The sequence below is a fragment of the Tepidimonas sp. genome (assembly GCF_036825565.1).
GTDB lineage: Bacteria > Pseudomonadota > Gammaproteobacteria > Burkholderiales > Burkholderiaceae_C > Tepidimonas.
Genome location: NZ_DAISXZ010000024.1, coordinates 1 through 21,446, shown reverse-complemented (window position 1 = coordinate 21,446; position 21,446 = coordinate 1). Strand labels below are relative to the sequence as shown.

14 protein-coding genes are annotated in these 21,446 nt (G+C 69.5%); 5 read left to right on the top strand and 9 right to left on the bottom strand.

Going from position 1 to position 21,446, the window contains the following annotated elements; translation table 11 throughout:
* Positions 1–9 precede the first annotated feature (9 nt).
* Entirely contained in the window at positions 10–1,983 is a 1,974-nt protein-coding gene (gene mrdA / locus V7026_RS05075) for a penicillin-binding protein 2 (protein WP_334154202.1), read from the top strand.
* Here the strand turns inward: mrdA and V7026_RS05070 are convergent.
* The 3 genes from V7026_RS05070 to V7026_RS05060 form a co-directional block, all read right to left on the bottom strand.
* Positions 1,965–2,729, bottom strand: coding sequence for a TSUP family transporter (locus V7026_RS05070; RefSeq protein ID WP_334154199.1), 765 nt, complete (start codon positions 2,727–2,729; stop codon positions 1,965–1,967). The genes mrdA and V7026_RS05070 overlap by 19 nt on opposite strands.
* 126 nt (positions 2,730–2,855) lie before the next feature.
* On the bottom strand, positions 2,856–4,256 hold the full coding sequence (locus V7026_RS05065; RefSeq protein WP_334154197.1) for an ammonium transporter: 1,401 nt from the start codon (positions 4,254–4,256) through the stop codon (positions 2,856–2,858).
* Between the two features lie 43 nt (positions 4,257–4,299).
* A complete protein-coding gene (locus V7026_RS05060) occupies positions 4,300–4,638 on the bottom strand; it encodes a P-II family nitrogen regulator (RefSeq protein WP_334154195.1) in 339 nt (112 codons plus the stop codon).
* Between the two features lie 152 nt (positions 4,639–4,790).
* On the opposite strand from V7026_RS05060, the gene V7026_RS05055 reads away from it, so the two are divergent.
* Positions 4,791–6,347 carry a YifB family Mg chelatase-like AAA ATPase gene (locus V7026_RS05055; RefSeq protein WP_334154193.1) on the top strand — a complete coding sequence of 519 codons (1,557 nt, stop codon included), beginning with the start codon at positions 4,791–4,793 and terminating at the stop codon, positions 6,345–6,347.
* 254 nt (positions 6,348–6,601) lie between these two features.
* Positions 6,602–8,686 carry a GspE/PulE family protein gene (locus V7026_RS05050; RefSeq protein WP_334154192.1) on the top strand — a complete coding sequence of 695 codons (2,085 nt, stop codon included), beginning with the start codon at positions 6,602–6,604 and terminating at the stop codon, positions 8,684–8,686.
* Positions 8,687–8,744: 58 nt separating this feature from the next.
* On the opposite strand, the gene V7026_RS05045 is transcribed toward V7026_RS05050, so the two are convergent.
* From V7026_RS05045 to V7026_RS05035, 3 genes are read right to left on the bottom strand one after another with little or no spacing between them, the layout of a single operon-like run.
* The gene (locus tag V7026_RS05045; protein WP_334154191.1) at positions 8,745–10,259 is read right to left on the bottom strand and encodes an efflux transporter outer membrane subunit; all 1,515 of its coding nucleotides are present in this window, start codon (positions 10,257–10,259) and stop codon (positions 8,745–8,747) included.
* Positions 10,256–13,399, bottom strand: a complete 3,144-nt coding sequence (locus V7026_RS05040) for an efflux RND transporter permease subunit (RefSeq protein ID WP_334154190.1) — start codon at positions 13,397–13,399, stop codon at positions 10,256–10,258. Before V7026_RS05040 ends, V7026_RS05045 begins: the two co-directional genes overlap by 4 nt.
* A gap of 13 nt (positions 13,400–13,412) precedes the next feature.
* Positions 13,413–14,465 (bottom strand): efflux RND transporter periplasmic adaptor subunit, encoded by a 1,053-nt coding sequence (locus tag V7026_RS05035; protein WP_334154189.1) that lies wholly within the window; start codon positions 14,463–14,465, stop codon positions 13,413–13,415.
* 264 nt (positions 14,466–14,729) lie between these two features.
* Here V7026_RS05035 and V7026_RS05030 point away from each other — a divergent pair, with 264 nt between their 5' ends.
* The gene (locus tag V7026_RS05030; RefSeq protein ID WP_334154188.1) at positions 14,730–15,389 is read left to right on the top strand and encodes a TetR family transcriptional regulator; all 660 of its coding nucleotides are present in this window, start codon (positions 14,730–14,732) and stop codon (positions 15,387–15,389) included.
* A 9-nt stretch (positions 15,390–15,398) separates the two neighbouring features.
* Here V7026_RS05030 and metH read toward each other — a convergent pair whose 3' ends face one another.
* The gene (gene metH, locus V7026_RS05025) at positions 15,399–18,125 is read right to left on the bottom strand and encodes a methionine synthase (RefSeq protein ID WP_334154216.1); all 2,727 of its coding nucleotides are present in this window, start codon (positions 18,123–18,125) and stop codon (positions 15,399–15,401) included.
* A gap of 268 nt (positions 18,126–18,393) precedes the next feature.
* Here metH and galE point away from each other — a divergent pair, with 268 nt between their 5' ends.
* Positions 18,394–19,458, top strand: coding sequence for a UDP-glucose 4-epimerase GalE (gene galE, locus V7026_RS05020; RefSeq protein ID WP_334154187.1), 1,065 nt, complete (start codon positions 18,394–18,396; stop codon positions 19,456–19,458).
* 100 nt (positions 19,459–19,558) lie between these two features.
* On the opposite strand, the gene V7026_RS05015 is transcribed toward galE, so the two are convergent.
* Both V7026_RS05015 and V7026_RS05010 read right to left on the bottom strand, forming a co-directional pair.
* Complete coding sequence (locus V7026_RS05015) at positions 19,559–20,557, bottom strand: cation diffusion facilitator family transporter (RefSeq protein ID WP_334154186.1); 999 nt, start codon at positions 20,555–20,557, stop codon at positions 19,559–19,561.
* Between the two features lie 22 nt (positions 20,558–20,579).
* Positions 20,580–21,335 (bottom strand): gamma-glutamyl-gamma-aminobutyrate hydrolase family protein, encoded by a 756-nt coding sequence (locus V7026_RS05010; RefSeq protein ID WP_334154184.1) that lies wholly within the window; start codon positions 21,333–21,335, stop codon positions 20,580–20,582.
* Positions 21,336–21,446: the final 111 nt, after the last annotated feature.

The following is a 21,446-nucleotide window of genomic DNA, read 5'->3' as shown; positions in this document are numbered from 1 at the left end:
CCACCGGCGATGACCGAGTACCAAGACGCCGATATCCGCATCGCGCGCTTTCGCTGGCGTGCGTGGGTGGCGTTGGCGGCAGCGGTGGGGGCGTTCGGTCTGCTGGCGCTGCGCGCCTGGCATCTGCAGATCCGCGAACACGAGCGCTACGCCGCCCAGGCCGAGGGCAACCGCACGGCGGTGCTGCCCATCACCCCCCCGCGCGGGCGCATCGTCGATCGCAACGGCATCGTGCTGGCCGAAAACCTGCCGGTCTATGCGCTGGAGATCGTGCCCGCCCGCACCCCGGATCTGGACGGCACGATCGAACGCCTGAGCGAATGGGTGTCGATCACGCCGCGCGACGTGCAGCGCTTTCGCCGCCTGCTTGCGGAATCCAAACGCTTCGACTCCGTCCCGCTCAAAACCCGCCTGAGCGAGGAGGAGATGGCCCGGGTTGCCGCCCGTCTGTGGCTGCTGCCGGGGGTGGAAATCCAGGCCCGGCAACTGCGGCGCTATCCGCTGGGCCCGACGGCGGCGCATGTGCTGGGCTATATCGGTCGCATCAGCCAGCGCGACCGCGAGGCGATGGACGACTGGCCCGAGGACAAGGTGGCCAACTACCGCGGCAGCACACACATTGGCAAGCTGGGCGTGGAGCTGGCGCAGGAGGACCGGCTGCACGGCCGCACGGGGTTCGAGCGGGTGGAGACCTCCGCCTCGGGGCGGGCCGTGCGCCGCCTGGACGTGACCCCGCCCCAGGCGGGCGAGACCGTGCGGCTGTCCATCGACGTGCGCCTGCAGCACCTGATCGAGCGGCTGTACGGCGAGCGCCGCGGGGCGCTGGTGGCGCTGGACACCCAGACCGGCGAGGTGCTGGCGCTGGTCAGCATGCCCAGCTTCGACCCCAACCTGTTCGTCGATGGCATCGACGTCGACAACTGGCGCGCGCTCAACGAATCGCTGGATCGCCCGCTGCTCAACCGGGCGCTGCGCGGCACCTATCCGCCCGGCTCCACCTACAAGCCGTTCATGGCGTTGGCGGCGCTGGAGCTGGGCCTGCGCACGCCGCAGACCGCGATTCACGACCCCGGCTACTGGATGCTGGGCAACCACCGCTTCCGCAGCCACGGCGAGCACGCGCTGGGCATGGTGGACCTGCGGCGCAGCATCGTCCTGTCCAGCAACGTCTACTACTACACGCTGGCGCACGAAATGGGCGTGCAAGCCATCCACGACTTCATGGCGCCGTTGGGCTTTGGGCAGCTCACAGGCATCGACCTGCCTGGCGAGGTGCGCGGCATCCTGCCCAGCCCGGCGTGGAAGCGCGCCACCTACCGCACGCCCGAGCAGCAGCGCTGGCATCCGGGGGAGACGATCTCGCTGGGCATCGGCCAGGGCTACAACAGCTTCACGATGATGCAGCTCGCCACCGCCATGGCCGCGCTGGCCAGCGGGGGGACGCGGCAGACGCCGCACGTCGTGCTGGAGACGCTCGCCCCCGGACCGGACGGGGGCGTGACCTCGTCGCGGGTGCAGCCGCCGGGCCGGCCGCTGGGCTACCGGCCCGCGCATGTGCAGACCGTGCTGGACGCCATGGCCGCCGTGACCACCGAAGGCACGTCGGCGCGGGTATTCGCCGGCGCGCCGTACCGCAGCGGCGGCAAGACGGGCACGGCGCAAGCCGTTACCATCGGCCAGCGCGAGAAGTACGACGCCCGCCGGCTGGCCGAATTCCAGCGCGACCACTCGCTCTATGTCGCTTTCGCGCCGGCCGAGTCCCCGCGGGTGGCGCTTGCCGCCATCGTGGAAAACGCCGGCTTTGGCGCAGCCCACGCCGCCCCCATCGCGCGCAGGGTCTTCGACTACCTGCTGCTGGGCCTGTACCCGAGCGAGGAGGACATCGCCGCCACGCAGCGGGGCCAGAGCGCCGCGCCCATCGGCGTGCCGCGCCGCATCCAGGACGTGCCCTGGCCACCCGCGGATCAGGGCGGAGCGCCGTAGGCGTCCCAGGTGGTTTTGGCAATCAGGGCGGCGACCACGGTGATGAACACCCCGCGCACGAAGCCCGTGCCGTGCTTGAGCGCCAGCCGAGTCCCCAGCAGGCTGCCGGCCACGTTGGCCACGGCCATGGCCAGGCCGAAGTACCACCAGACGTGCCCCTTCCAGGCAAACAGCGCCACTGCCGCCACATTGGACGTGGTGTTGAGCAGCTTGGCCGAGGCGCTGGCGCTCAAAAAGTCGTAGCCCAGCCAGCGCACGAACAAAAACACGAAGAAGCTGCCCGTGCCCGGACCAAAAAAGCCGTCATAGAACCCGATGGTGCCACCGACCGCACACGCGGCCAGAGTTTCGGCCCGGCCGGCGTAGCGGGGCCGGTGGTGCAAGCCCAGGTCCTTTTTGGCCAGGGTGTAGAGCAGCACCGCCCCAAGGATGAAGGGCAAGGCCCGCCGCAGCAGCTCCGCCGAGACCTGCGTCACCACCCACGCCCCCAGCCAGGCGCAGACCAGGCACACCGCCGCCGCGGGCAGCAGGGCCGACCAGCGTATTTGCACCCGTCGCGCATAACGCCACGTGGCCGTCGCCGTGCCCCAGACCGAGGCGCTTTTGTTGGTTCCCAGCAAGGTCGCCGGCGGCGCATGCGGAAACACCGCAAACAGCGCAGGCACCAGAATCAGTCCGCCGCCGCCCACGATGGAATCCACAAAGCCCGCCAGCAGCGAGGCGCTCGTAAGGATCAGCCATTCCATCCGCCGATTGTCGCCGGCGTCCCCGTCACCCCCTGTCGCGCACACCATCGCGTGCACAAAAAAGGCCCGAGTGCCTGTGGCGGCCCGGGCCCAACCCCCAGAGACGATGGGTGTCTGGCGAGACGATCAGCGGTTGTAGGCCGACTCGCCGTGGCTGGTGATGTCCAGACCCTCGCGCTCTTCCTCTTCGGTGACGCGCAGGCCCAGGATCATGTCCACGATCTTGTAGGCGATGGCGGCGACCACGGCGGACCACACCATCGTGATGACCACCCCCTCGGCCTGCACCAGCAGCTGGCTGGCGATGCTGAAGTCCTCGGCCCCCGTGCCGCCCAGGCCCGGCGCTGCGAACACGCCGGTCAGCAGCGCGCCGACGATACCACCCACGCCGTGCACACCAAAGACGTCCAGCGAGTCGTCCGCCCCCAGCATCTTCTTGAGGCCCGTCACGCCCCACAGGCACAGGAAGCCCGCCACCAGCCCGATCACGATGGCGCCCATCGGGCCGACCGAGCCGCACGCCGGGGTGATCGCCACCAGCCCCGCCACCGCGCCGGACGCCGCACCCAACATCGACGCCTTGCCCTTGTGCATGGCTTCGCCGATCGACCAGGCCAGCACCGCAGCTGCCGTGGCCACCAGGGTGTTGACGAAGGCCAGCGCCGCCCCAGCGGTGGACTCCAGGTTGGAGCCGGCGTTGAAGCCGAACCAGCCCACCCACAGCAGCGAGGCGCCCACCATGGTCAGCGTCAGGCTGTGCGGCGGCATGGCTTCACGGCCGTAGCCAATGCGCTTGCCGAGCATGTAGGCGCCCACCAGGCCCGCCATCGCGGCGTTGATGTGCACCACGGTGCCACCGGCAAAGTCCAGCGCGCCCTTGCCCAGCAGGTAGCCACCCGGCCCCCACACCATGTGCGCGATCGGCAGGTAGCTGAAGGTGAACCAGATGGCGCTGAACAGCAGCACCGCGACAAACTTGATCCGCTCGGCGAACGAGCCAACGATCAGCGCGCAGGTGATGCCCGCGAACGTGGCCTGGAACGCGACGAAGATCAGCTCGGGGATCTTGACGTTCTCGGTGAAGGTGTCCGCCAGCGACGCGGTCGTCACCCCCATCAGGAACACCTTGTCCAGCGTGCCGATGATGGCTCCCTCGCCGCCGAACGCCAGGCTGTAGCCGTAGATGGCCCACAGCACCGTGATCAGCGAGAACACCATCAGCACTTGCATCAGCACCGACAGCATGTTCTTGCTGCGCACCAAGCCGCCGTAGAACAGCGCCAGGCCCGGGATCACCATCATGATGACCAGCAGCGTCGCGGTCATCATCCAGGCGACGTCGCCCTTGTCCACCGTCGGAGCGGCGGGGGCGGCCTCCGCAGCCGCCGGTGCGGCGGCCGCGCCATCGGCCGGCGCGGCCTGGGTGGCCACGGGCGCATCTTTGGGCGCCTCGGCCGTCTGGGCCAGCGCAGCGCCGCCCCACATCAGTCCGAGGCCTAGACACAGGCTCATCAGCAGTTTTTTCATGGGAATCCCCTTGAGGCTTTGGGAACGTGAGGGTTCGGTGGAATCAGAGGGCGTCGGCGCCGGTCTCGCCGGTGCGGATGCGAATGACCTGCTCGATCGGGAAGACGAAAATCTTGCCGTCGCCGATCTTGCCGGTGCGAGCGGCCCCTTCAATGGCCTCCACCACCCGATCGACGAGGGTGTCGGCCACGGCCGCCTCGACCTTGACCTTGGGCAGGAAGTCGACCACATACTCCGCGCCGCGGTACAGCTCGGTGTGGCCCTTTTGGCGACCGAAGCCCTTGACCTCGGTGACGGTGATGCCCTGCGCGCCGATGGCCGAGAGCGCCTCGCGCACCTCGTCCAGTTTGAAGGGCTTGATGATGGCGGTGACCAGTTTCATGGCAGTCCTTTCCTTGGGGTTGCTGGCCTTGCTGCTTGGCTCCGTAACCCGTGAAGCACAAGCCGTGCCAACCACCGAACACCCGCCGGCCACCGCCGCCGTGGCATCATGTCGGTGAACGGCGATAGAACGGACAGGGAGGACGACCGACCATGGGTTTGTGCGTGGTGCGCAGCCGCACCCTCGTGGGGCTTGCGGCGCAGCCGGTGCATGTCGAGGTGCATCTGGCCAACGGCCTGCCCAGCTTCACCCTCGTGGGGCTGGCCGACACCGAGGTCAAAGAAGCGCGCGAGCGCGTGCGCTCCGCCATCCAGAACAGCGGTCTGGAGTGGCCATCCTCCCGGCGCATCACGGTCAACCTGGCGCCCGCGGACCTGCCCAAGGAGTCCGGCCGCCTCGATCTGCCCATCGCCCTGGGCATCCTCGTGGCGAGCGGCCAGCTCGACCCGCAAGCGCTGACCCACCACGAATTCGCGGGGGAGTTGTCGCTCAGTGGCGCCTTACGCCCCGTCCGCGGCGCGCTGCCCATGGCACTGGCGCTGCGCACCGAGATGGCCCGCGGTGCCCCAGAGGTCGCGCTGGTCTTGCCCGCGGCGAGTGCGGAGGAGGCTGCGCTCGTCCCGGGGGTGACGGTCTACCGGGTGGAGCACCTGCTCGACGTGGTGCGGCGCTACCCGGCGGCCGGCACCCCCGCGGGGGACGGCACCGGGTTGGGGTGGCAGCGGGCCACACCATGCACCAGATCGGTGCATGACGACACCCCAGTTCTGGACCTCGTGGACATCAAGGGGCAGGCGGCGGCCCGCCGCGCGCTGGAGATTGCCGCTGCCGGCGGCCATAGCCTGTTGCTGTCCGGTCCACCAGGCACCGGCAAGTCCATGCTGGCGCACCGGCTGGCGGGCCTGCTGCCGCCGCTGAACGACGACGAGGCGCTGGAGACCGCCGCAATCGCCTCGCTGGTGGGGCGGTTTCGACCCGAAGCCTGGCGCCGCCGCCCGATGGCCGCCCCGCACCACAGCGCCAGCGCCGCGGCGCTGGTCGGCGGTGGTTCACCGCCGCGGCCCGGCGAGATTTCGCTCGCCCACCACGGCGTGCTGTTTCTCGACGAACTGCCGGAGTTTGCGCGCGGTGCTCTCGAAGTCCTGCGCGAGCCGCTGGAAACCGGCACGGTGCGGCTGTCGCGCGCCGCGCACCAGGTCGAATACCCGGCGCGCTTTCAGCTCGTCGCCGCCATGAACCCCTGCCCCTGCGGCTACCTGGGGTCCACGACACGCGCCTGCCGCTGCACGCCGGATCAGATTCAGCGCTACCGCAACCGGCTCAGCGGCCCGCTGCTCGACCGCATCGACCTGCAGGTCGAGGTCCCGGCGCTGCCCGCCGATGTGTTGCTGTCCGCGCCCCCGGGCGAGCCGTCGGCCGTCGTGCGCACGCGCGTGCGGGCCGCCCGCGACCGGGCCCACGCGCGCCAGGGTCACTCCAACCACGCCCTGCAGGGCGATGCGCTGCTGCGCCACGCCGCGGCCGACGAGGCCGCCCTCCGGCTGCTGCAGCAGGCGGCCGCCCGGCTGGGCTGGTCCGGCCGCGCCACGCACCGCGCACTGCGCGTGGCGCGCACCATCGCGGACTTGGCCGGCTGCCCGCAGGTGGAGCCCGCCCATGTGGCTGAAGCGCTGCAGTACCGTCCCGCCACGGCGGGAATGCCGCCATAATCGCCTGGACCTTCTCGACCACGACGCCGCCCCATGCTTGCCGCCGCCTCGGCCGCCCCCGCCCCAGAACCGACCGCCGCCGACGGCAAGCCCCTGCCTCCGCTGCGCTGGCCGACGCCGCCCTACATCGGCTACGGCGGCACCGGCGCGGCCGACCAGCCCCAGGCCTGCGAGGTGGAAGGCGTCAACGGCCAGACCCGCAAATGCCTGTTGGTCGCGCTGGAGTCCGATCGCCGCGTCGCCCACATCCGCAGGTGGAATCGGCGACGGGGGTCTTTCTGTTCGAGCCCATCGACGAAGACGACCGCGTGCGGCGGATCTTCCTGCCGCGCGAGGCCTACCGCGAGCTGCACGTCGGCGAGGCCATCGGCCGCGTGCTGGTGGAGCAGCAGGCCCTCACCCCGGAACAGGTGGAAATCGCCGCCCGCGAACAGGAGGCCATGCGCCAGCGCAAGCTGGGCGACTATCTGGTGATCAAGGAGGTCGTCAAGCCCGAGCAGCTCCTCATGGCGCTAGAGGAGCAGCACCGCATGCCGCTGGTGCGCATCGGCGAGGCGCTGACGGCGCTTGGCTTCATCACCCCGGACCAACTGCAGGAGGCGCTGGAGAAGCAGAAAAAGGAGCGCAGCGTCCCCCTGGGCGAACTGCTGGTGCAAAGCGGCCAGCTCGCGCGCGAGCAGCTGCGCATCGCGCTGGCGCGCAAGATGGGCTACCCGGTGGTCGATCTGACGCAGTTTCCCATCGACGCCGACGCGCTGCGCCGGGTGCCCCTGACCACCGCACGCAAGCTGCGCATCGTGCCGCTGCTGTGGCGCGCCGGCACACTCATCATCGCGGCCGAAGACCCCTCGCGCCGCGCCACCATCGACGAGCTGGAGTTTTTGCTGCAGTGCAAAGTGGTGCCCGTGCTCTCGAGCAACGCACTCGACAACCGCGCCATCAGCGAGGCCTATGCCCGCTTCGGCCTGGACACCGGCGCTCCCCGGGTGGCCGATGCCCCCAGCGGGACCGAAACGTCCTCCGAACAGCTGCTCGAATCGCTGGAGCTGGGCGCCGAGGACGATGCCGATACCCAAGCCCCGGTCGAGCAGTCCGACAACTCGCTGGTGCGCCTGATCAACACCATCATCATCGAGGCCTACCAGCAGGGGGCGTCGGACATCCACATCGAGACCCATCCCAATCGGCGCAAGGTGCGCATCCGCCTGCGCAAGGACGGGCGCCTGCGTCCCTATATGGAACTACCCCCCAGCTACCGGGCGGCACTGGTCGCGCGCATCAAGATCATGTGCGAGCTCGACATCTCCGAGCGCCGCAAGCCGCAGGACGGGAAGATCGACTTCGCCAAATTCTCGCCGCAGCACCGGCTGGAGCTGCGCGTGGCCACCATCCCCACCTACGGCGGGGCCGAGGACGTGGTGCTGCGCATCCTGTCGTCGGCCAAACCCCTGGCCGTGGCCGAGCTGGGGCTGACCCGCGAGAACCACGCGCAACTGCTGCAAGCCGTGCAACGGCCACACGGCATGGTGCTGTGCGTCGGGCCGACGGGCTCGGGCAAGACCACCACGCTGCACTCGCTGCTGCAGCACATCAACACCCCGGATCGCAAGATCTGGACGGCGGAGGACCCGATCGAAATCGCCAACCCCGACCTGCGCCAGATCCAGATCAACCCGCGCATCGACTGGACGTTTGGCAAGGCGCTGCGGGCCCTGCTGCGGGCCGATCCGGACGTCATCATGGTCGGCGAAATCCGCGATGAGGAAACGGCACAGATGGCCATCGAGGCGTCTCTCACCGGCCACCTGGTGCTGTCCACCCTGCACACCAACAGCGCAGCAGAAACCGTGGTGCGGCTGCTGGACATGGGCATGGATCCGTTCAATTTTGCCGACTCGCTGGTGGCGGTTCTGGCACAGCGGCTGGTGCGGCGCCTGTGCCCCCAGTGCATGCGCCGGGAGCCCGCCACGGACGCCGAGCTGGACGAGCTGAGCGAGGACTATCGGCACGCCTTCCCCGAGGATCTGCGCCCCACGACCGAGGCGGTGCAGGCGGAATGGCGCGCCCACCTAGGGGGGGACGCGGTGCCCCAACTGGGCCGCCCCGTGGGCTGCCCCGCATGCGACCACAGCGGCTACAAGGGGCGCACCGGCATCCACGAGCTGCTGACCATCGACGCAGCCCTGCGCCGCCTGATCCAGACCAAGGCCCCATCCGAGGCACTGCAGCACGCGGCCGTGGCGAAGGGGCACTTTCGCACCTTGCGCCAGGACGGGATCCTGAAGGTGCTGCAGGGCCTCACGACCATCGACGAAATCCGCGCCAGCACGTCCCACTGAACGGGGAGCCAAACGGCGCCCCCGAGCCCCGAGCGGCACCCAGACCGGGGCTCGTGCGTCAGCGCGCCGCCGTGGCCGTAGTATCCGTCGGGGTCCAGCCGCCACCCAGGGCTTTGAATACATCCACCGTCGCCGCGAGCTGCGCCCGGCGGTTGGACAACGCCTGCAATTGGGCGTTATTGGCGCTGCGCTGCGCATCCAACAGCTCCAAATGGCCCACATAGCCGGCATCGAAGCGCCGGCGCGCCAGCTCCAGCGCCTGATCGGCCGCCTGGGCGGCGGCCAGCACCTCGGGCTCCGACTCGCGCGCTGCGCGCAGATTGGCCAGCGCCTGAGCGACGTCCTTGAACGCCGCCTGTACCGCTCCCTGGTAGGCGGCCAGCGCCTCGCGCTGGCGGGCCTCGGCCTGCGCCACCCGCGCGCGCCGCAGACCGGCATCGAAGATCGGCCACTCCGCCGCCAACCCAAGCGTCCAAATGCGCGATGCGCCGCGCAACAGGTCGGACAGGGCTGCGCTTTCGCCCCCCGCCAGCCCAGTCAAGGCAATCGACGGGAACAGTGCGGCCCGAGCGACGCCGATCTGGGCCTGCGCCGCCACGAGCTGCTGTTCGGCCTGGCGCACGTCCGGCCGCCGCTCCAGCAAGGCAGAGGGCAGCCCGGCCGGTGGCACGGGCGGCCGCGGCAGGTCGCGCACGGGGGCCGTCTCCAACACCAGGCCGGGTTCTCCAACCAGCAGCGCCAGCTGGGCCTGGACCTCGGCGCGCTGGCGTTGCAGCTCACTGATCTGAACGGCCGCCTCGGTGCGCGCGCCCTCGGCCTGCGCAATCTCCAGCAGGCTGCCCAGCCCATACTCCAGACGCAACCGCAGCAGCCGCAGCGATTCGTCCCGGGTGTGCAGGGTCGCGCGCGTCAGGGCGATCTGTTCGTCCAGCGTGCGCACGGCAAACTCGCCCTGCACCACCAGCCCCGCGACGGTCTGCCGCACCACCTCCTGCGCGTAGCGGCTGGCCAACACCTCGGCCCGGGCGGCCTCCGACGCGCGGCGCAGACGGCCCCAAAAATCCAGCTCGAACCCGGTGGACAACGCCAGCCGCTGCCGATCGACGGTGCTGCTGCCCCCTGCTTGTCCGGTGGTGGCGCTGATGCGGCTGCGCGTGGCGCTGCCTTGCGCCTCCACCCCAGGCCAACGGGCGGCGTCGGCCTGCATCCCCAGGGCCTCGGCCCGCTCCACCCGGGCCACCGCCTGCAACACGTCGGCGTTGTGGGCCAGCGCGCGCTCGACCAGGTGCGTCAGCCGCTCGTCGCCAAACTGCGTCCACCAATCGGGCGCCACCGTCGCTGCTGCCGGGGTCTGCGCTTGCGCCGCATCGTCCAGCGCTTGCGGATACTGGGCCGGCAGCGCGATTTGCGGACGCTGATAATCGGGGCCGACGGCGCAGCCGGCCAAGGCCCCGACGGCCAGCCAGGCGGCCAACCCAGCGCCCGGCCAGATACCCCCCAGGGCCCTGCCCCCCATGGCGGTGCCGTCCGCCGGTCGGCGCAAGGCCCCATCACCCGAGCAAAACGTCGTCATACCGGCAACTCCTCGGTCTCGGCCGGGGTGTGGGTGTGCTGCGGCCGCGGCTTGCGCGCCAGCAGGGTAAAGAAGAGCGGCACGAAGACCGGCGCGATGAACGTCGCGACCAGCATCCCACCGAACACGCCGGTTCCCATGGACTGGCGTGCCGCGGCGCCGGCGCCAGTGGCGAACACCAGCGGCACGACACCCAGCACGAAGGCCAGCGACGTCATCACGATGGGGCGGAAGCGCAGGCGCGCCGCCTCCAGCGCCGCTTCCGCGGCCTTCTTGCCTTGTTCCATGCCCTGCATCGCGAACTCGGCGATCAGGATCGCGTTCTTCGCCGCCAGGCCGATCAGCACCACGAGACCGATCTGGAAGTAGATGTCGTTCTGCATGCCGCGCAGCCACACGGCCAGCAGAGCACCGGTGACGGCGAACGGCACGGCCAGCACGACGGCGAAGGGCACCCCCCAGCGCTCGTACAGCGCCGAGAGAATGAGGTACACCATCACCAACGCGAAGCCGAAGGCGAACACCGACGCGCTGCCGGTGCGCTTTTCCTGGAAGGCCTGTCCCGTCCACTCGTAGCTGTAGCCCGGGGGCAGCGCCTGGCGCGCCACCTCCTCGACCGCGGAGATCGCCTCGCCGGAGCTGTAGCCCGGCTTGGCGTTGCCCATCACCTTGGCGGCGATGTAGCCGTTGTAGCGCTCGAGCTGCTCGGCGCCGATCACCGTGTCCACCTGGATCAGCGCCTTGAGCGGGATCATCTGCCCGGTCGTCTGCGAACGCACGTAGAGGCGCCCCAAGTCCTCCGGCTTGGCGCGGTACGGCGCGTCGGCCTGCATCGTCACCCGATAGATGCGCCCGGACCGGTTGAAGTCGTTGACGTAGAGCGAACCCATCTGGGCCTGCAGCGCGGCGAACACCTCGTTGACCGGCACGCCCAGCGCGAGCGCCTTCTCGCGGTCCACCTCCACGCGCAGCTGCGGCACGGTGGGGCGGAAGAAGGTCTGCGTGCCCGCCAGGACGGGATGCTGGTTGAGCGCGACCATGAAGTCTTGCGTCACCTGCGCGAGCCGCCGTGGGTCGCTCTCGCCGCGCCCTTGCACGTAGACCTCGAAGCCGCCGGCCTGCCCCAGCCCCTGGATGCCGGGCGGGTTGAAAGCGAAGGCCAGCCCGTCCTTCAGCGCGAAGCCCATGCCGCTGACCTGTTGCGCGAGCTGCTGCGTGGTCTGCTCGCGCTCCTCCCAGCTTTTCATCGGGATGAAGATGGTCGCCGCATTGCTCTTGGCACCCCCGCCGATCAGGTCGAAGCCGTTGATGATGAAGAAGCTGTCGATGGCCGGGTTCTGCGCGTTCATCAGCCGCAACTGCTCGGTGGAGCGCTCGGTGCGCGCCAGCGTGGCGCCGTCGGGCAGCACCACGGCGGCGATGATGTAGCCCTGGTCCTCCTCGGGCACGAAGCTGCCCGGCACCCGCGAGAACAGCCAGACCGCGCCGCCGAGCATCAGCGCAAAGGACCCGAGCGCCAGGATGCGGCGCCTGAGCGCCAGATCGACCGCGCCGAGAAAGCGCCGCGTGACCCAGTCAAAGCCCCGGTTGAAGGGCGCGAACAGCCGCTCGAGCCGCGTGTGGCCGTCATCGTGCGGCTTGAGCAGCACGGCACACAGCGCCGGCGTGAGCGTCAGCGCCACCACGCCCGACAGCACCACGGCGATGGCCACCGTCACCGCGAACTGCCGGTACAACTGCCCCGCGATGCCCCCCATGAAGGCCACCGGGATGAAGACCGCGCACAGCACCAGCACGATGCCGACCACCGCACCCGAGACCTCGCGCATCGCCTCGATGGCGGCGGCCATCGGGCTCATCTTCTCCTCTCGCATCAGGCGCTCGACGTTTTCCAGCACGACGATCGCGTCGTCCACGACGATACCGATGGCCAGCACCATCGCGAACAGCGTCAGCGTGTTGATGGAAAAGCCGAATAGCCACAAGCCGGCGAAGGTGCCGATCAGCGACACCGGCACGGCGAGCATCGGAATCAGCGTGGCGCGCCAGGTCTGCAGGAAGACGAACACCACGATCAGCACGATCGCCGCCGCCTCCAGCACCGTCTTGACCACCTCGTGGATCGAGGCCGAGACGAAGCGCGTGGTGTCGTAGGGGATGAGGTAGTCCACGTCCTCGGGAAAGCGCTCGCGCTTGAGCTCGGCCATGCGCGCCTTGACGGCGTCACCCACGTCGAGCGCGTTGGCACCTGATTGCAGGAACACACCGATCGCGATCGCCGGCATGCCGTTGACCGTGCTGGACTGGTCGTAACTCTGCGCCCCCAGCTCGATGCGGGCCACGTCCTTCAGGCGCAGCACGCCGTTCGGGCCGGCCGCGCGCACGACGATCTCGCCGAACTCCTCGGGCTGCACGAGGCGCCCGCGGGCGGTCACCGTGTAGACGAGTTCCTGCCCCTCGGGAGCCGGCTCGGCGCCGATCTTGCCCGCCGCATATTGCGCGTTCTGCGCGTTGACGGCGGCGGCGATGTCGGCCGTGGTCACGCCCAGCTGCGCCATGCGATCGGGCTGCAGCCAGATGCGCATCGAGTAGTCGCGGGCGCCGAACACGAGCACGTCGGCCGTGCCCTGGATGCGTTTGAGCTCGTCGAGGATGTTCTGCGTCGCGTAGTTCGACAGGAACAGCTCGTCGTAGGTGCGCTTGGGCGAATTCAGAGCGATCACGAGCAGGAAATTCTCGGAACGCTTGGCCACCACGACGCCGTTGCGACGCACCTCGTCGGGCAGCCGGGGCGTGGCCAGCTGCACGCGGTTGTTGACGTTGAAGGTCGCCTTGTCGATGTCGGTGCCGACCTCGAAGGTGGCGGTGATCGTGACCGTGCCGTTCGACGAAGAGGTCGAGTTGAAGTAGAGCAGGTTCTCGACGCCCGAGAGCTGCTCCTCGATCGGCGCGGCCACCGTGCGCGCGAGCGTCTCGGCCGAGGCGCCCGGATAGGTGGCCGTGATGGTCACCGTGGGCGGGGCGATCTCCGGGTACTGCGCGATCGGCAGGATGCGCAGGGCCACCAGCCCGGCCAGGACGATGACGATGGACAGCACGGCCGCGAAGATCGGCCGCTCGATGAAGAACTTGGACGACATGCGCGCCTCCCGTTCAGTTGGCCGCCGCGGCCTTGGGCGCCTCGGTCGCCGGTGCCGCCGTGGGAGCGGCGACGGCCGGCTGGGGCGCGACCGGCGCCCCCGGGCGCAGCTTCATCAGGTTGTCCACGATCACCTGGTCCCTATCGGCCAGGCCGCGGTAGATGACCCAGTCCCGGTCCAGCCACGGCCCGGTCTCCACCGGCGCAGGGGCCGCCTTGCCATCGCGCACCACCCACACCATGCGCCCCTGCTCGGTTTGCATGACCGCCGACTGCGGCACCTTGAACGCATCCACCTGCCCCGCCACGACCTGCGCACGCACGAACTGCCCCGGCAGTACCGCCAGCTCGGGGTTGGCAAACTCGGCGCGCAACTGCACCGTACCCAGACGGGGATCGACGGTGGAGGCCGCGAAATTCAACCGCCCCCCGGTGAGCATGGGCTGGCCATCCGGACCCAGCAAGCGCACGTCGGCACGCCGGGCCTGGCGCAGCCGCGCCAGCTCCCCTTCGGACAGGGCAAACCGCACCCAGATGGGGTCGGTCTGAGCCACCGTGGTCAGCAGGCTGTCGGTCCCGGCACTGACCAGCGCGCCGGTGGATTTCTGCGCCCGCCCCGTGACCCCCGTGATCGGCGCGGTCACCGTCGTGTAAGACAGGTTCAGCTCGGCCTCGCGCACGGTGGCCTGGGCCGCGGCCACGGCGGCCTCGGCCAAGCGCAGGGCCGAGACCGCGTCGTCGTACTCGCGCGGAGCAATGGCGCGCTGCTCGGCCAGCGGGGCCAGCCGCTGCGCCTCGCGCCGGGCCTGCTCCAGCTGCGCCTGCCGCTGGGCCCCATTGGCCCGCGCCTGCTGCAGCGCAATTTCGAACGGCGCGCGCTCGATCTGAAACAGCGGCGCCCCGGCGCGCACGCGCTCGCCTTCCTGGTACAGCTTGCGCTCGATCAGCCCGGATACCCGGGCGCGCACTTCCACCTCCTGCGAGCCCTCGGCCTGTCCGACGGCCTCCACCGTCACCGGCACGGGCTCGCGCCGCACCACCCGCACGGTCACGGGCATGGCCGACATGGCCCCGGGTTGCGCGGACGGTGCCGCCTGAGCCGCGGGGGACGCCCCCCGCTCCCCGCAAGCGGACAACGCCAACACACCCACCAGCGCAGCCGCGATGGGCACGAAAACACGATGCGCAAAGGCCATGAAGCCACCGTTGAAAAGCCATGAAACCCCGCCCGGAACCGGGTAAACCCCGGGCCAGGATGACCGCAACCCGAACGGGGAGGGCGGTATCATACATACATTCTTGTACGTATGTTTTAAGCCTCGTTCATCCCCATGGCCCGCCGCACCAAAGAGGAAGCCGAACAGACCCGCGCCCAGATCCTGGCCGCCGCGCGGCAGGTGTTTCACGAGCGGGGCGTCGGCCAAACCTCGCTGGAGCACATTGCGCAGGCGGCCGGCGTCACGCGGGGGGCCATTTACTGGCACTTCGCCAACAAGGGCGAGTTGCTGCAGGCCATGTGCGACGAGGTGGCCATCCCCTTCATCGACCGGCTGGACTACACGCTGCTGCAGGACACCCGTGCCGACGCCCTCAGCCGCGTGCGCAACTTTTTGCTGCAGGTAGTCGGCTCCATCGACGCCGACCCCCATCTGCACATGATCATGCAGGTGCTCGAGTTCAAATGCGAGTTCGTGGGCGAGCGCGCGCGCGACCTGGACGACTGGATTCGGCACAACGAGGAGTTGTTCGCCAAGCTGGAGCGCACCTACACCGCCGCGCGGCGCGAAGGCCGCCTGCGCCCGGATTTGCCGCCCCAGTTGGCAGCACTGGAGACCCAATGCTTTTTGGCGGGTCTGATCCGCCTGCAGTTGCTCGGTCAACCCGCGTTGCAGGCCCCCGACACCATCCCCACCCTGATCGACGCCCACGTGCGCAGCCGCGCCTGCCCGGCGGGCGATGCCACGGACCCGCCCCGCCCGCTGGCGGCCTGAGCAGCGCGTTTACAAATTGGGCGCCAGCCAGCGCGCCAGCTCGTCCACCGGCCAGCCGCGGCGCTGGGCCATGTCCTCCAGCTGATCGCGGCCAATCTTGCCGACGTTGAAATAGGTGCTGTCCGGGTGCGCCAGATAAAAGCCGCTGACGCTGGCCGCCGGCGTCATGGCCAGGCTGTCGGTCAGGCCCATGCCGATTTCGTCGCAGCGCAACAGCGCAAACAGGTCGCGCTTGACCGTGTGGTCGGGGCAGGCCGGATAGCCCGGCGCGGGGCGGATGCCCTGGTACTTCTCGGCGATCAGTTCCTCGTTGCTCAGGCGCTCGTGCGGGGCATAGCCCCACAGTTCGGTGCGCACCCGTTCGTGCAGGCGCTCGGCCAGCGCCTCGGCCAGGCGGTCGGCCAGCGCCTTGAGCATGATGGCGGAGTAGTCGTCGTGCTCGGCGGCAAAGCGGGCCTCGTGCGCCTCGGCGCCGATGCCCGCTGTCACGGCAAACGCCCCGACATAGTCCGCCACCCCGCTGGCCAGCGGCGCAACGAAGTCGGCCAAACAGCGGCTGGGGCGCTGCACCCCATCGACCACCTGCTTTTCCGTCTGCTGGCGCAGGCCATACCAGGTGAGCACGGGTTCGGTGCGCGCCTCGTCGGCGTAGAGCACGATGTCATCGCCCTCGCCGCTCGCCGGCCAAAAGCCGACCACGGCATTCGCGGTCAGCCAGCGGCCTTCCACGACGCGCTTGAGCATCGCCTGCGCGTCGGCAAACACCTTGCGCGCCTGCTCGCCCACCACCTCGTCGTCCAGTATCGCCGGATACGGTCCGGCCAGGTCCCAGGTCTGAAAGAACGGACCCCAATCGATGTAACGCGCGATCTCGCCCAGGTCGTACAGCCGGAACACCCGCCGGCCCAAGAAACCCGGGCGCACCGGGCGCCACTGGTCCCACGCCACCGGCGTGCGGTTGGCGCGCGCCTTGGCCAGCGGCCACAGAACCACGGGCTTTTTGGCCGCATGCTGGGCGCGCACCCGCTCGTAGTCGGCGCGCACCTCGGCCACGTAGGCGTCGCGCTGCTCGCCCAGCAGGGCCTGCGCCACCCCCACACTGCGCGACGCGTCGGGCACGTACACCACCGGTCCGCTGTAATTGGGCGCGATCTTGACGGCGGTGTGCACCCGGCTGGTCGTCGCCCCGCCGATCATCAGCGGCACCCCGCGTTCGCGGAACCACGGGTCCTTCTCCATCTCGGCGGCGACGAACTGCATCTCCTCCAGGCTGGGCGTGATCAGGCCCGACAGGCCCACGATGTCGGCGTTGACTTCCTTGGCCTTGGCCAGGATGTCGTGGCACGGCACCATCACCCCCATGTTGACCACATCGAAGTTGTTGCACTGCAGAACGACGGTGACGATGTTCTTGCCGATGTCATGCACGTCGCCCTTGACGGTGGCGATCACGATGCGGCCCTTGCTCTGCACATCGCCACCGGCGGCCTGGAGCTGGCGCTTCTCTTCCTCGATGTAGGGTACCAGGTGCGCCACGGCCTGCTTCATCACCCGCGCGCTCTTGACCACCTGGGGCAGGAACATCTTGCCCGCACCAAACAGGTCGCCCACCACATTCATACCCGCCATCAGCGGGCCTTCGATCACATGCAGCGGCCGCCCGCCCCGGGCACGGATTTGCTGCCACATCGCCTCGGTGTCCTCGACGATGAAGTCGGTGATGCCGTGCACCAGCGCATGCGACAGGCGCTCCTCCACCGGCAGCGCGCGCCACGCCAGCCGGGCGCTGTCGTCCTTGGCCGCGCCCTTGACCCGCTCCGCAATCGCCAACAGCCGCTCGGTCGGGGTCTGGTGCGGGTCCTCGCCCTCGCGATAGACCGGCCGGCGATTCAACACCACATCCTCCACCCGCTCGCGCAGCTCGGGATCCAGGTCGTCGTACACGCCGATCATGCCCGCGTTGACGATGCCCATGTCCATGCCCGCGCGGATGGCGTGGTACAGAAACACGGTGTGGATGGCCTCGCGCACTGGCTCGTTGCCGCGGAAGCTGAACGACACATTGCTCACCCCGCCCGAGACCTTGGCCCCGGGCAGATGCTGCTTGATCCAGCGCGTCGCCTCGATGAAGTCCACCGCGTAGTTGTCGTGCTCCTCGATGCCGGTCGCAATGGCAAAGATGTTGGGGTCGAAGATGATGTCCTCGGGCGGGAAGTCCACCTCATCGACCAGGATGCGGTAGGCCCGCGCGCAGATCTCGATCTTGCGGGCAAAGGTGTCGGCCTGACCCTGCTCGTCGAAGGCCATCACCACCGTGGCCGCACCGTAGCGGCGGATCAGCCGGGCCTGGCGCTTGAACTCCGCCTCCCCTTCCTTGAGGCTGATGGAGTTGACGATGCCCTTGCCCTGGATGCACTTCAGGCCCGCCTCGATCACCTCCCATTTGGAGGAGTCGATCATGATGGGCACACGCGCGATGTCGGGCTCGCTGGCGATCAGGTTGAGAAAACGCACCATCGCGGCCTTGCTGTCCAGCATGGCCTCGTCCATGTTGACGTCGATGATCTGCGCGCCGTTTTCCACCTGCTGGCGCGCCACGGCCAGCGCGTCCTCGAAGCGCCCCTCCAGGATCATGCGCGCAAACGCCTTGGAGCCGGTGACGTTGGTGCGCTCGCCGATGTTGACGAACAGACCCCCCTCCCCGATGACCAAGGGCTCCAGCCCCGACAACAGCATGGGCGGAATGCGGCGGGCGGCGGCAAAGGGCGCGTCGGTGGGGTTCACGGCAGGGGGATGCGCGGGCAGGCGTCAAAGGGCGAAGGTGGGGATTTTAGGGCGGTGGATACAAACACCGCGCACGAGACATGGGTGGTTATCGGCGTGGTCGAAAACCCGTCAATAGCCGCCGCCCCATGTGGTAGCCTGCTGGGAATATCCAGGGGTTCCACGGCCGGCGGCTCACGTCGGCTCGCCTCAGATTCCCAACGACGATTTGATTCTCACCATGAACATCCTGCTCACCGGCGGCCTGGGCTACATCGGCAGCCACACCGCCGTGGTGCTGGCCCAGGCCGGCCACCGGATCGTGCTGCTGGACAACCTCTCCAACAGCCGCGCCGATGTGGCCGACCGCATCGGCCGCATCATCGGCCTGCGCCCGGCGGTGGAAGTGGGCGACGTGCTGGACACCGCACGCGTGCGCCACATTCTGAGCCACTACGCCATCGGCGCCGTCATCCACTTTGCCGGCCTCAAGGCCGTGGGCGAATCGGTCGCCCAACCGCTGGCGTACTACAACAACAACGTCGCCGGCACCGTCAGCCTGCTGCGCGCCATGGCCGAGCAAGGCGTCAAACGCTTGGTGTTTTCCAGCAGCGCCACCGTCTACGGCCAACCCCAGCGCCTGCCGCTGGACGAAACCCACCCCACCGGCGCCACCAACCCCTACGGCCGCACCAAGCTGCACGTCGAAGAGATGCTGCGCGACCTGGCCGCCAGCGACCCCGCCTGGCGCATCGCCATCCTGCGCTACTTCAACCCGGTCGGCGCGCACGAGAGTGCCCTGATTGGCGAAGACCCCCACGGCACCCCCAACAACCTCATGCCCTACATCGCCCGTGTGGCGGTCGGGCAACTGCCGCACCTCAACATCTGGGGCGACGACTACCCCACGCCGGACGGCACCGGGGTGCGCGACTATCTGCACGTCATGGACCTGGCCGAAGGTCATCGGGCCGCGTTGGACCATTTGGCCCGCACCGACCAACCCTGCGACACCTTCAACCTGGGCACTGGCCAAGGCACCAGCGTGCTGCAGATGGTGCGCGCCTTCGAGCAAGCGAGCGGCCGCCCCGTGCCCTACCGCATCGCCCCGCGCCGCCCGGGCGACGTGGCCGCTTGCTGGGCGGACCCGACCAAGGCACAGCAGGTGCTGGGCTGGCAGGCCGTGCACACCTTGCACGACATGTGTGCGAGTGCGTGGGCCTTCGCCAGCATCACGGACCACGGCAAGCCCGCGCACGTGTCATCGAGCGTTGACGTCGAGTCGCGGCCGGCCGATCTGGCTTGATGTGCCCGCTCAACACTGGTGCGGTGCCCAAACCGTACGACGTGCGACTGGAACAGAACCGGGCCCAGCGAGCGGCTGCGCAACGAAGGTTGGGGACGCGCTAGAGACGCACCGCCGCGGCCGAATCCACCGCGTACCCGCAACCTGCCCCACAGGCGACCGACTCTACCTGCAGAGTAGTGTGCCCGATGCCCAGGGCGCGCAGCGCGACGACGGCCTGGGCCAGCACGGCGTCCGGATGGGGGACATCGGCCCCCACCACCAGATGGGCCGTCAAGGCCACATCGGGGGCGCCGCCGGTGCCCACGGCCCAGACATGTAGGTCGTGCACCGAGGTGACACCCGGCAGCGCGAGCAAGGCGCGCCGCACGGCACGCAGGTCCACCCCGGCCGGCACGCCGTCGAACAGCAGATGCAGCGTTTGCCACGCCAGCGGGGCGGTGCCGGCGACGATCACGCCGACGATGACGAGGCTGACCGCGGGGTCGATCCACCCCCAGCCGCGCCACCAAGTGAGGGCGCCCGCCACCACCACGCCGAGTGAAATCAGCGCATCGGCCGCCATGTGCAAAAAGGCGCCGCGCAGATTGAGGTCGTGGCGGCTGCCGGCGACGAACAGCCAAGCAGTCACCCCGTTGACGACGACCCCCGCCGCCGCCACACCCATGACGACGCCCGGCGGCGGGGCCAGCCCTGGCGCGACCAGCCGGGCACCGGCCTCCCACACCAGCCAGGCCATCGCCGCCAGGAGCACGACGGCATTGACGAAACCGGCCAAAATCGATCCGCGCCGCCAGCCGTAGGTGTGCCGGTCGTCCGGCCGCAGGCGCGCGGCGGCGTAGGCCGCCCAGGCGAGTAGCAACCCCCCCACGTCGCTGAGGTTGTGCCCGGCGTCGGCCAGCAGCGCCAGCGATCCGACCGCCCAGCCATAAAAGGCCTCGATACCGACGAATGCGAGGTTGAGCCCGACCCCGAGCGCGAAGGCCCGCCCGTAGTGGGCCGGCGCGTGGGCGTGGGCATGCCCGTGGCCGTGCGGGTGCCCGTGATCGTGGTGGCCGCGGGGATCGTCGTGGTCGTGGGTATGCGCGTCGTGGTGCATGCTGCGATGCGGGGCGCGCGGTTCAGCGCCGCGCCGCCTCCAGAAAGGCGTCCAACATGGGGGTGGGATCGAGTTGCTCGTCATCCCCCGGGACATGGAATTCCGGGTGCCACTGCACCCCAAAGACAAAGCCCCGTCCCTGGTAGCGCAGGGCCTCGATGACCCCATCCGGCGCCGTGGCCTCCACCACCAGGTCACGCCCCAGCCGCTTGACGGCCTGGTGGTGGATGGAGGCGACCTGGCGGCCGGGCAGCCGGCCGTTCCATTGCTCCAGTCGCCCGCCGGGGGCCAGCGTCACCGGGTGGCGGTGGCGGTCGTAGTGCGGGGTTTCGTGGGCGATGGCACCGGGCACGAGGGTCGGTATGTCCTGCAGCAGACTGCCGCCAAAGGCCACGTTGATCAACTGCATGCCGCGGCAGATGCCCAGGATGGGCTTGCCCGCCTCGAGGAATTCGTGCACCAGCTCCAGCTCGTAGGCGTCGCGCACCGGGTCGCCGGCCCACTCGGGCTTGAGCGGCTCTTCGCCATAGGCGCGCGGACTGACGTCGGCACCGCCTTGCAGGATCAGGCCATCCAGGAAATCGGCGTAGTCGCGCACCCGGATGCTGCTGCGCTGCAACGCGCCGTCTTGCAGCACCGAGGGGATCATCAGCACCAACGTGTCGCGCGAGGCCGCCCATTGCGCCACGGACTGCTCCAGCACCTGCAGGGTCTTGGTGCGCAGACCGGCCGCCCCGGCCTCGGGGTGGTGGATGCGGGCGGACAGCCCGATGTGCACAGGGCGACGACGACCGAACATGGGATACCGCGATGTGCGCGACCCATTCGCGCTACAGTGGACCCATCATAGCGCCGCCCCCCCGAACCCGGCCACCTCGCCGCCCCATGC

Bases quoted from the DNA above. Each gene is read 5' to 3' on its own strand.
- mrdA (WP_334154202.1), top strand. From the start codon at position 10: ATGACCGAGTACCAAGACGCCGATATCCGCATCGCGCGCTTTCGCTGG.
- V7026_RS05070 (WP_334154199.1), bottom strand. From the start codon at position 2,729: ATGGAATGGCTGATCCTTACGAGCGCCTCGCTGCTGGCGGGCTTTGTG.
- V7026_RS05065 (WP_334154197.1), bottom strand. From the start codon at position 4,256: ATGAAAAAACTGCTGATGAGCCTGTGTCTAGGCCTCGGACTGATGTGG.
- V7026_RS05060 (WP_334154195.1), bottom strand. From the start codon at position 4,638: ATGAAACTGGTCACCGCCATCATCAAGCCCTTCAAACTGGACGAGGTG.
- V7026_RS05055 (WP_334154193.1), top strand. From the start codon at position 4,791: ATGGGTTTGTGCGTGGTGCGCAGCCGCACCCTCGTGGGGCTTGCGGCG.
- V7026_RS05045 (WP_334154191.1), bottom strand. From the start codon at position 10,259: ATGACGACGTTTTGCTCGGGTGATGGGGCCTTGCGCCGACCGGCGGAC.
- V7026_RS05040 (WP_334154190.1), bottom strand. From the start codon at position 13,399: ATGTCGTCCAAGTTCTTCATCGAGCGGCCGATCTTCGCGGCCGTGCTG.
- V7026_RS05035 (WP_334154189.1), bottom strand. From the start codon at position 14,465: ATGTCGGCCATGCCCGTGACCGTGCGGGTGGTGCGGCGCGAGCCCGTG.
- V7026_RS05030 (WP_334154188.1), top strand. From the start codon at position 14,730: ATGGCCCGCCGCACCAAAGAGGAAGCCGAACAGACCCGCGCCCAGATC.
- metH (WP_334154216.1), bottom strand. From the start codon at position 18,125: ATGCTGTTGTCGGGGCTGGAGCCCTTGGTCATCGGGGAGGGGGGTCTG.
- galE (WP_334154187.1), top strand. From the start codon at position 18,394: ATGAACATCCTGCTCACCGGCGGCCTGGGCTACATCGGCAGCCACACC.
- V7026_RS05015 (WP_334154186.1), bottom strand. From the start codon at position 20,557: ATGCACCACGACGCGCATACCCACGACCACGACGATCCCCGCGGCCAC.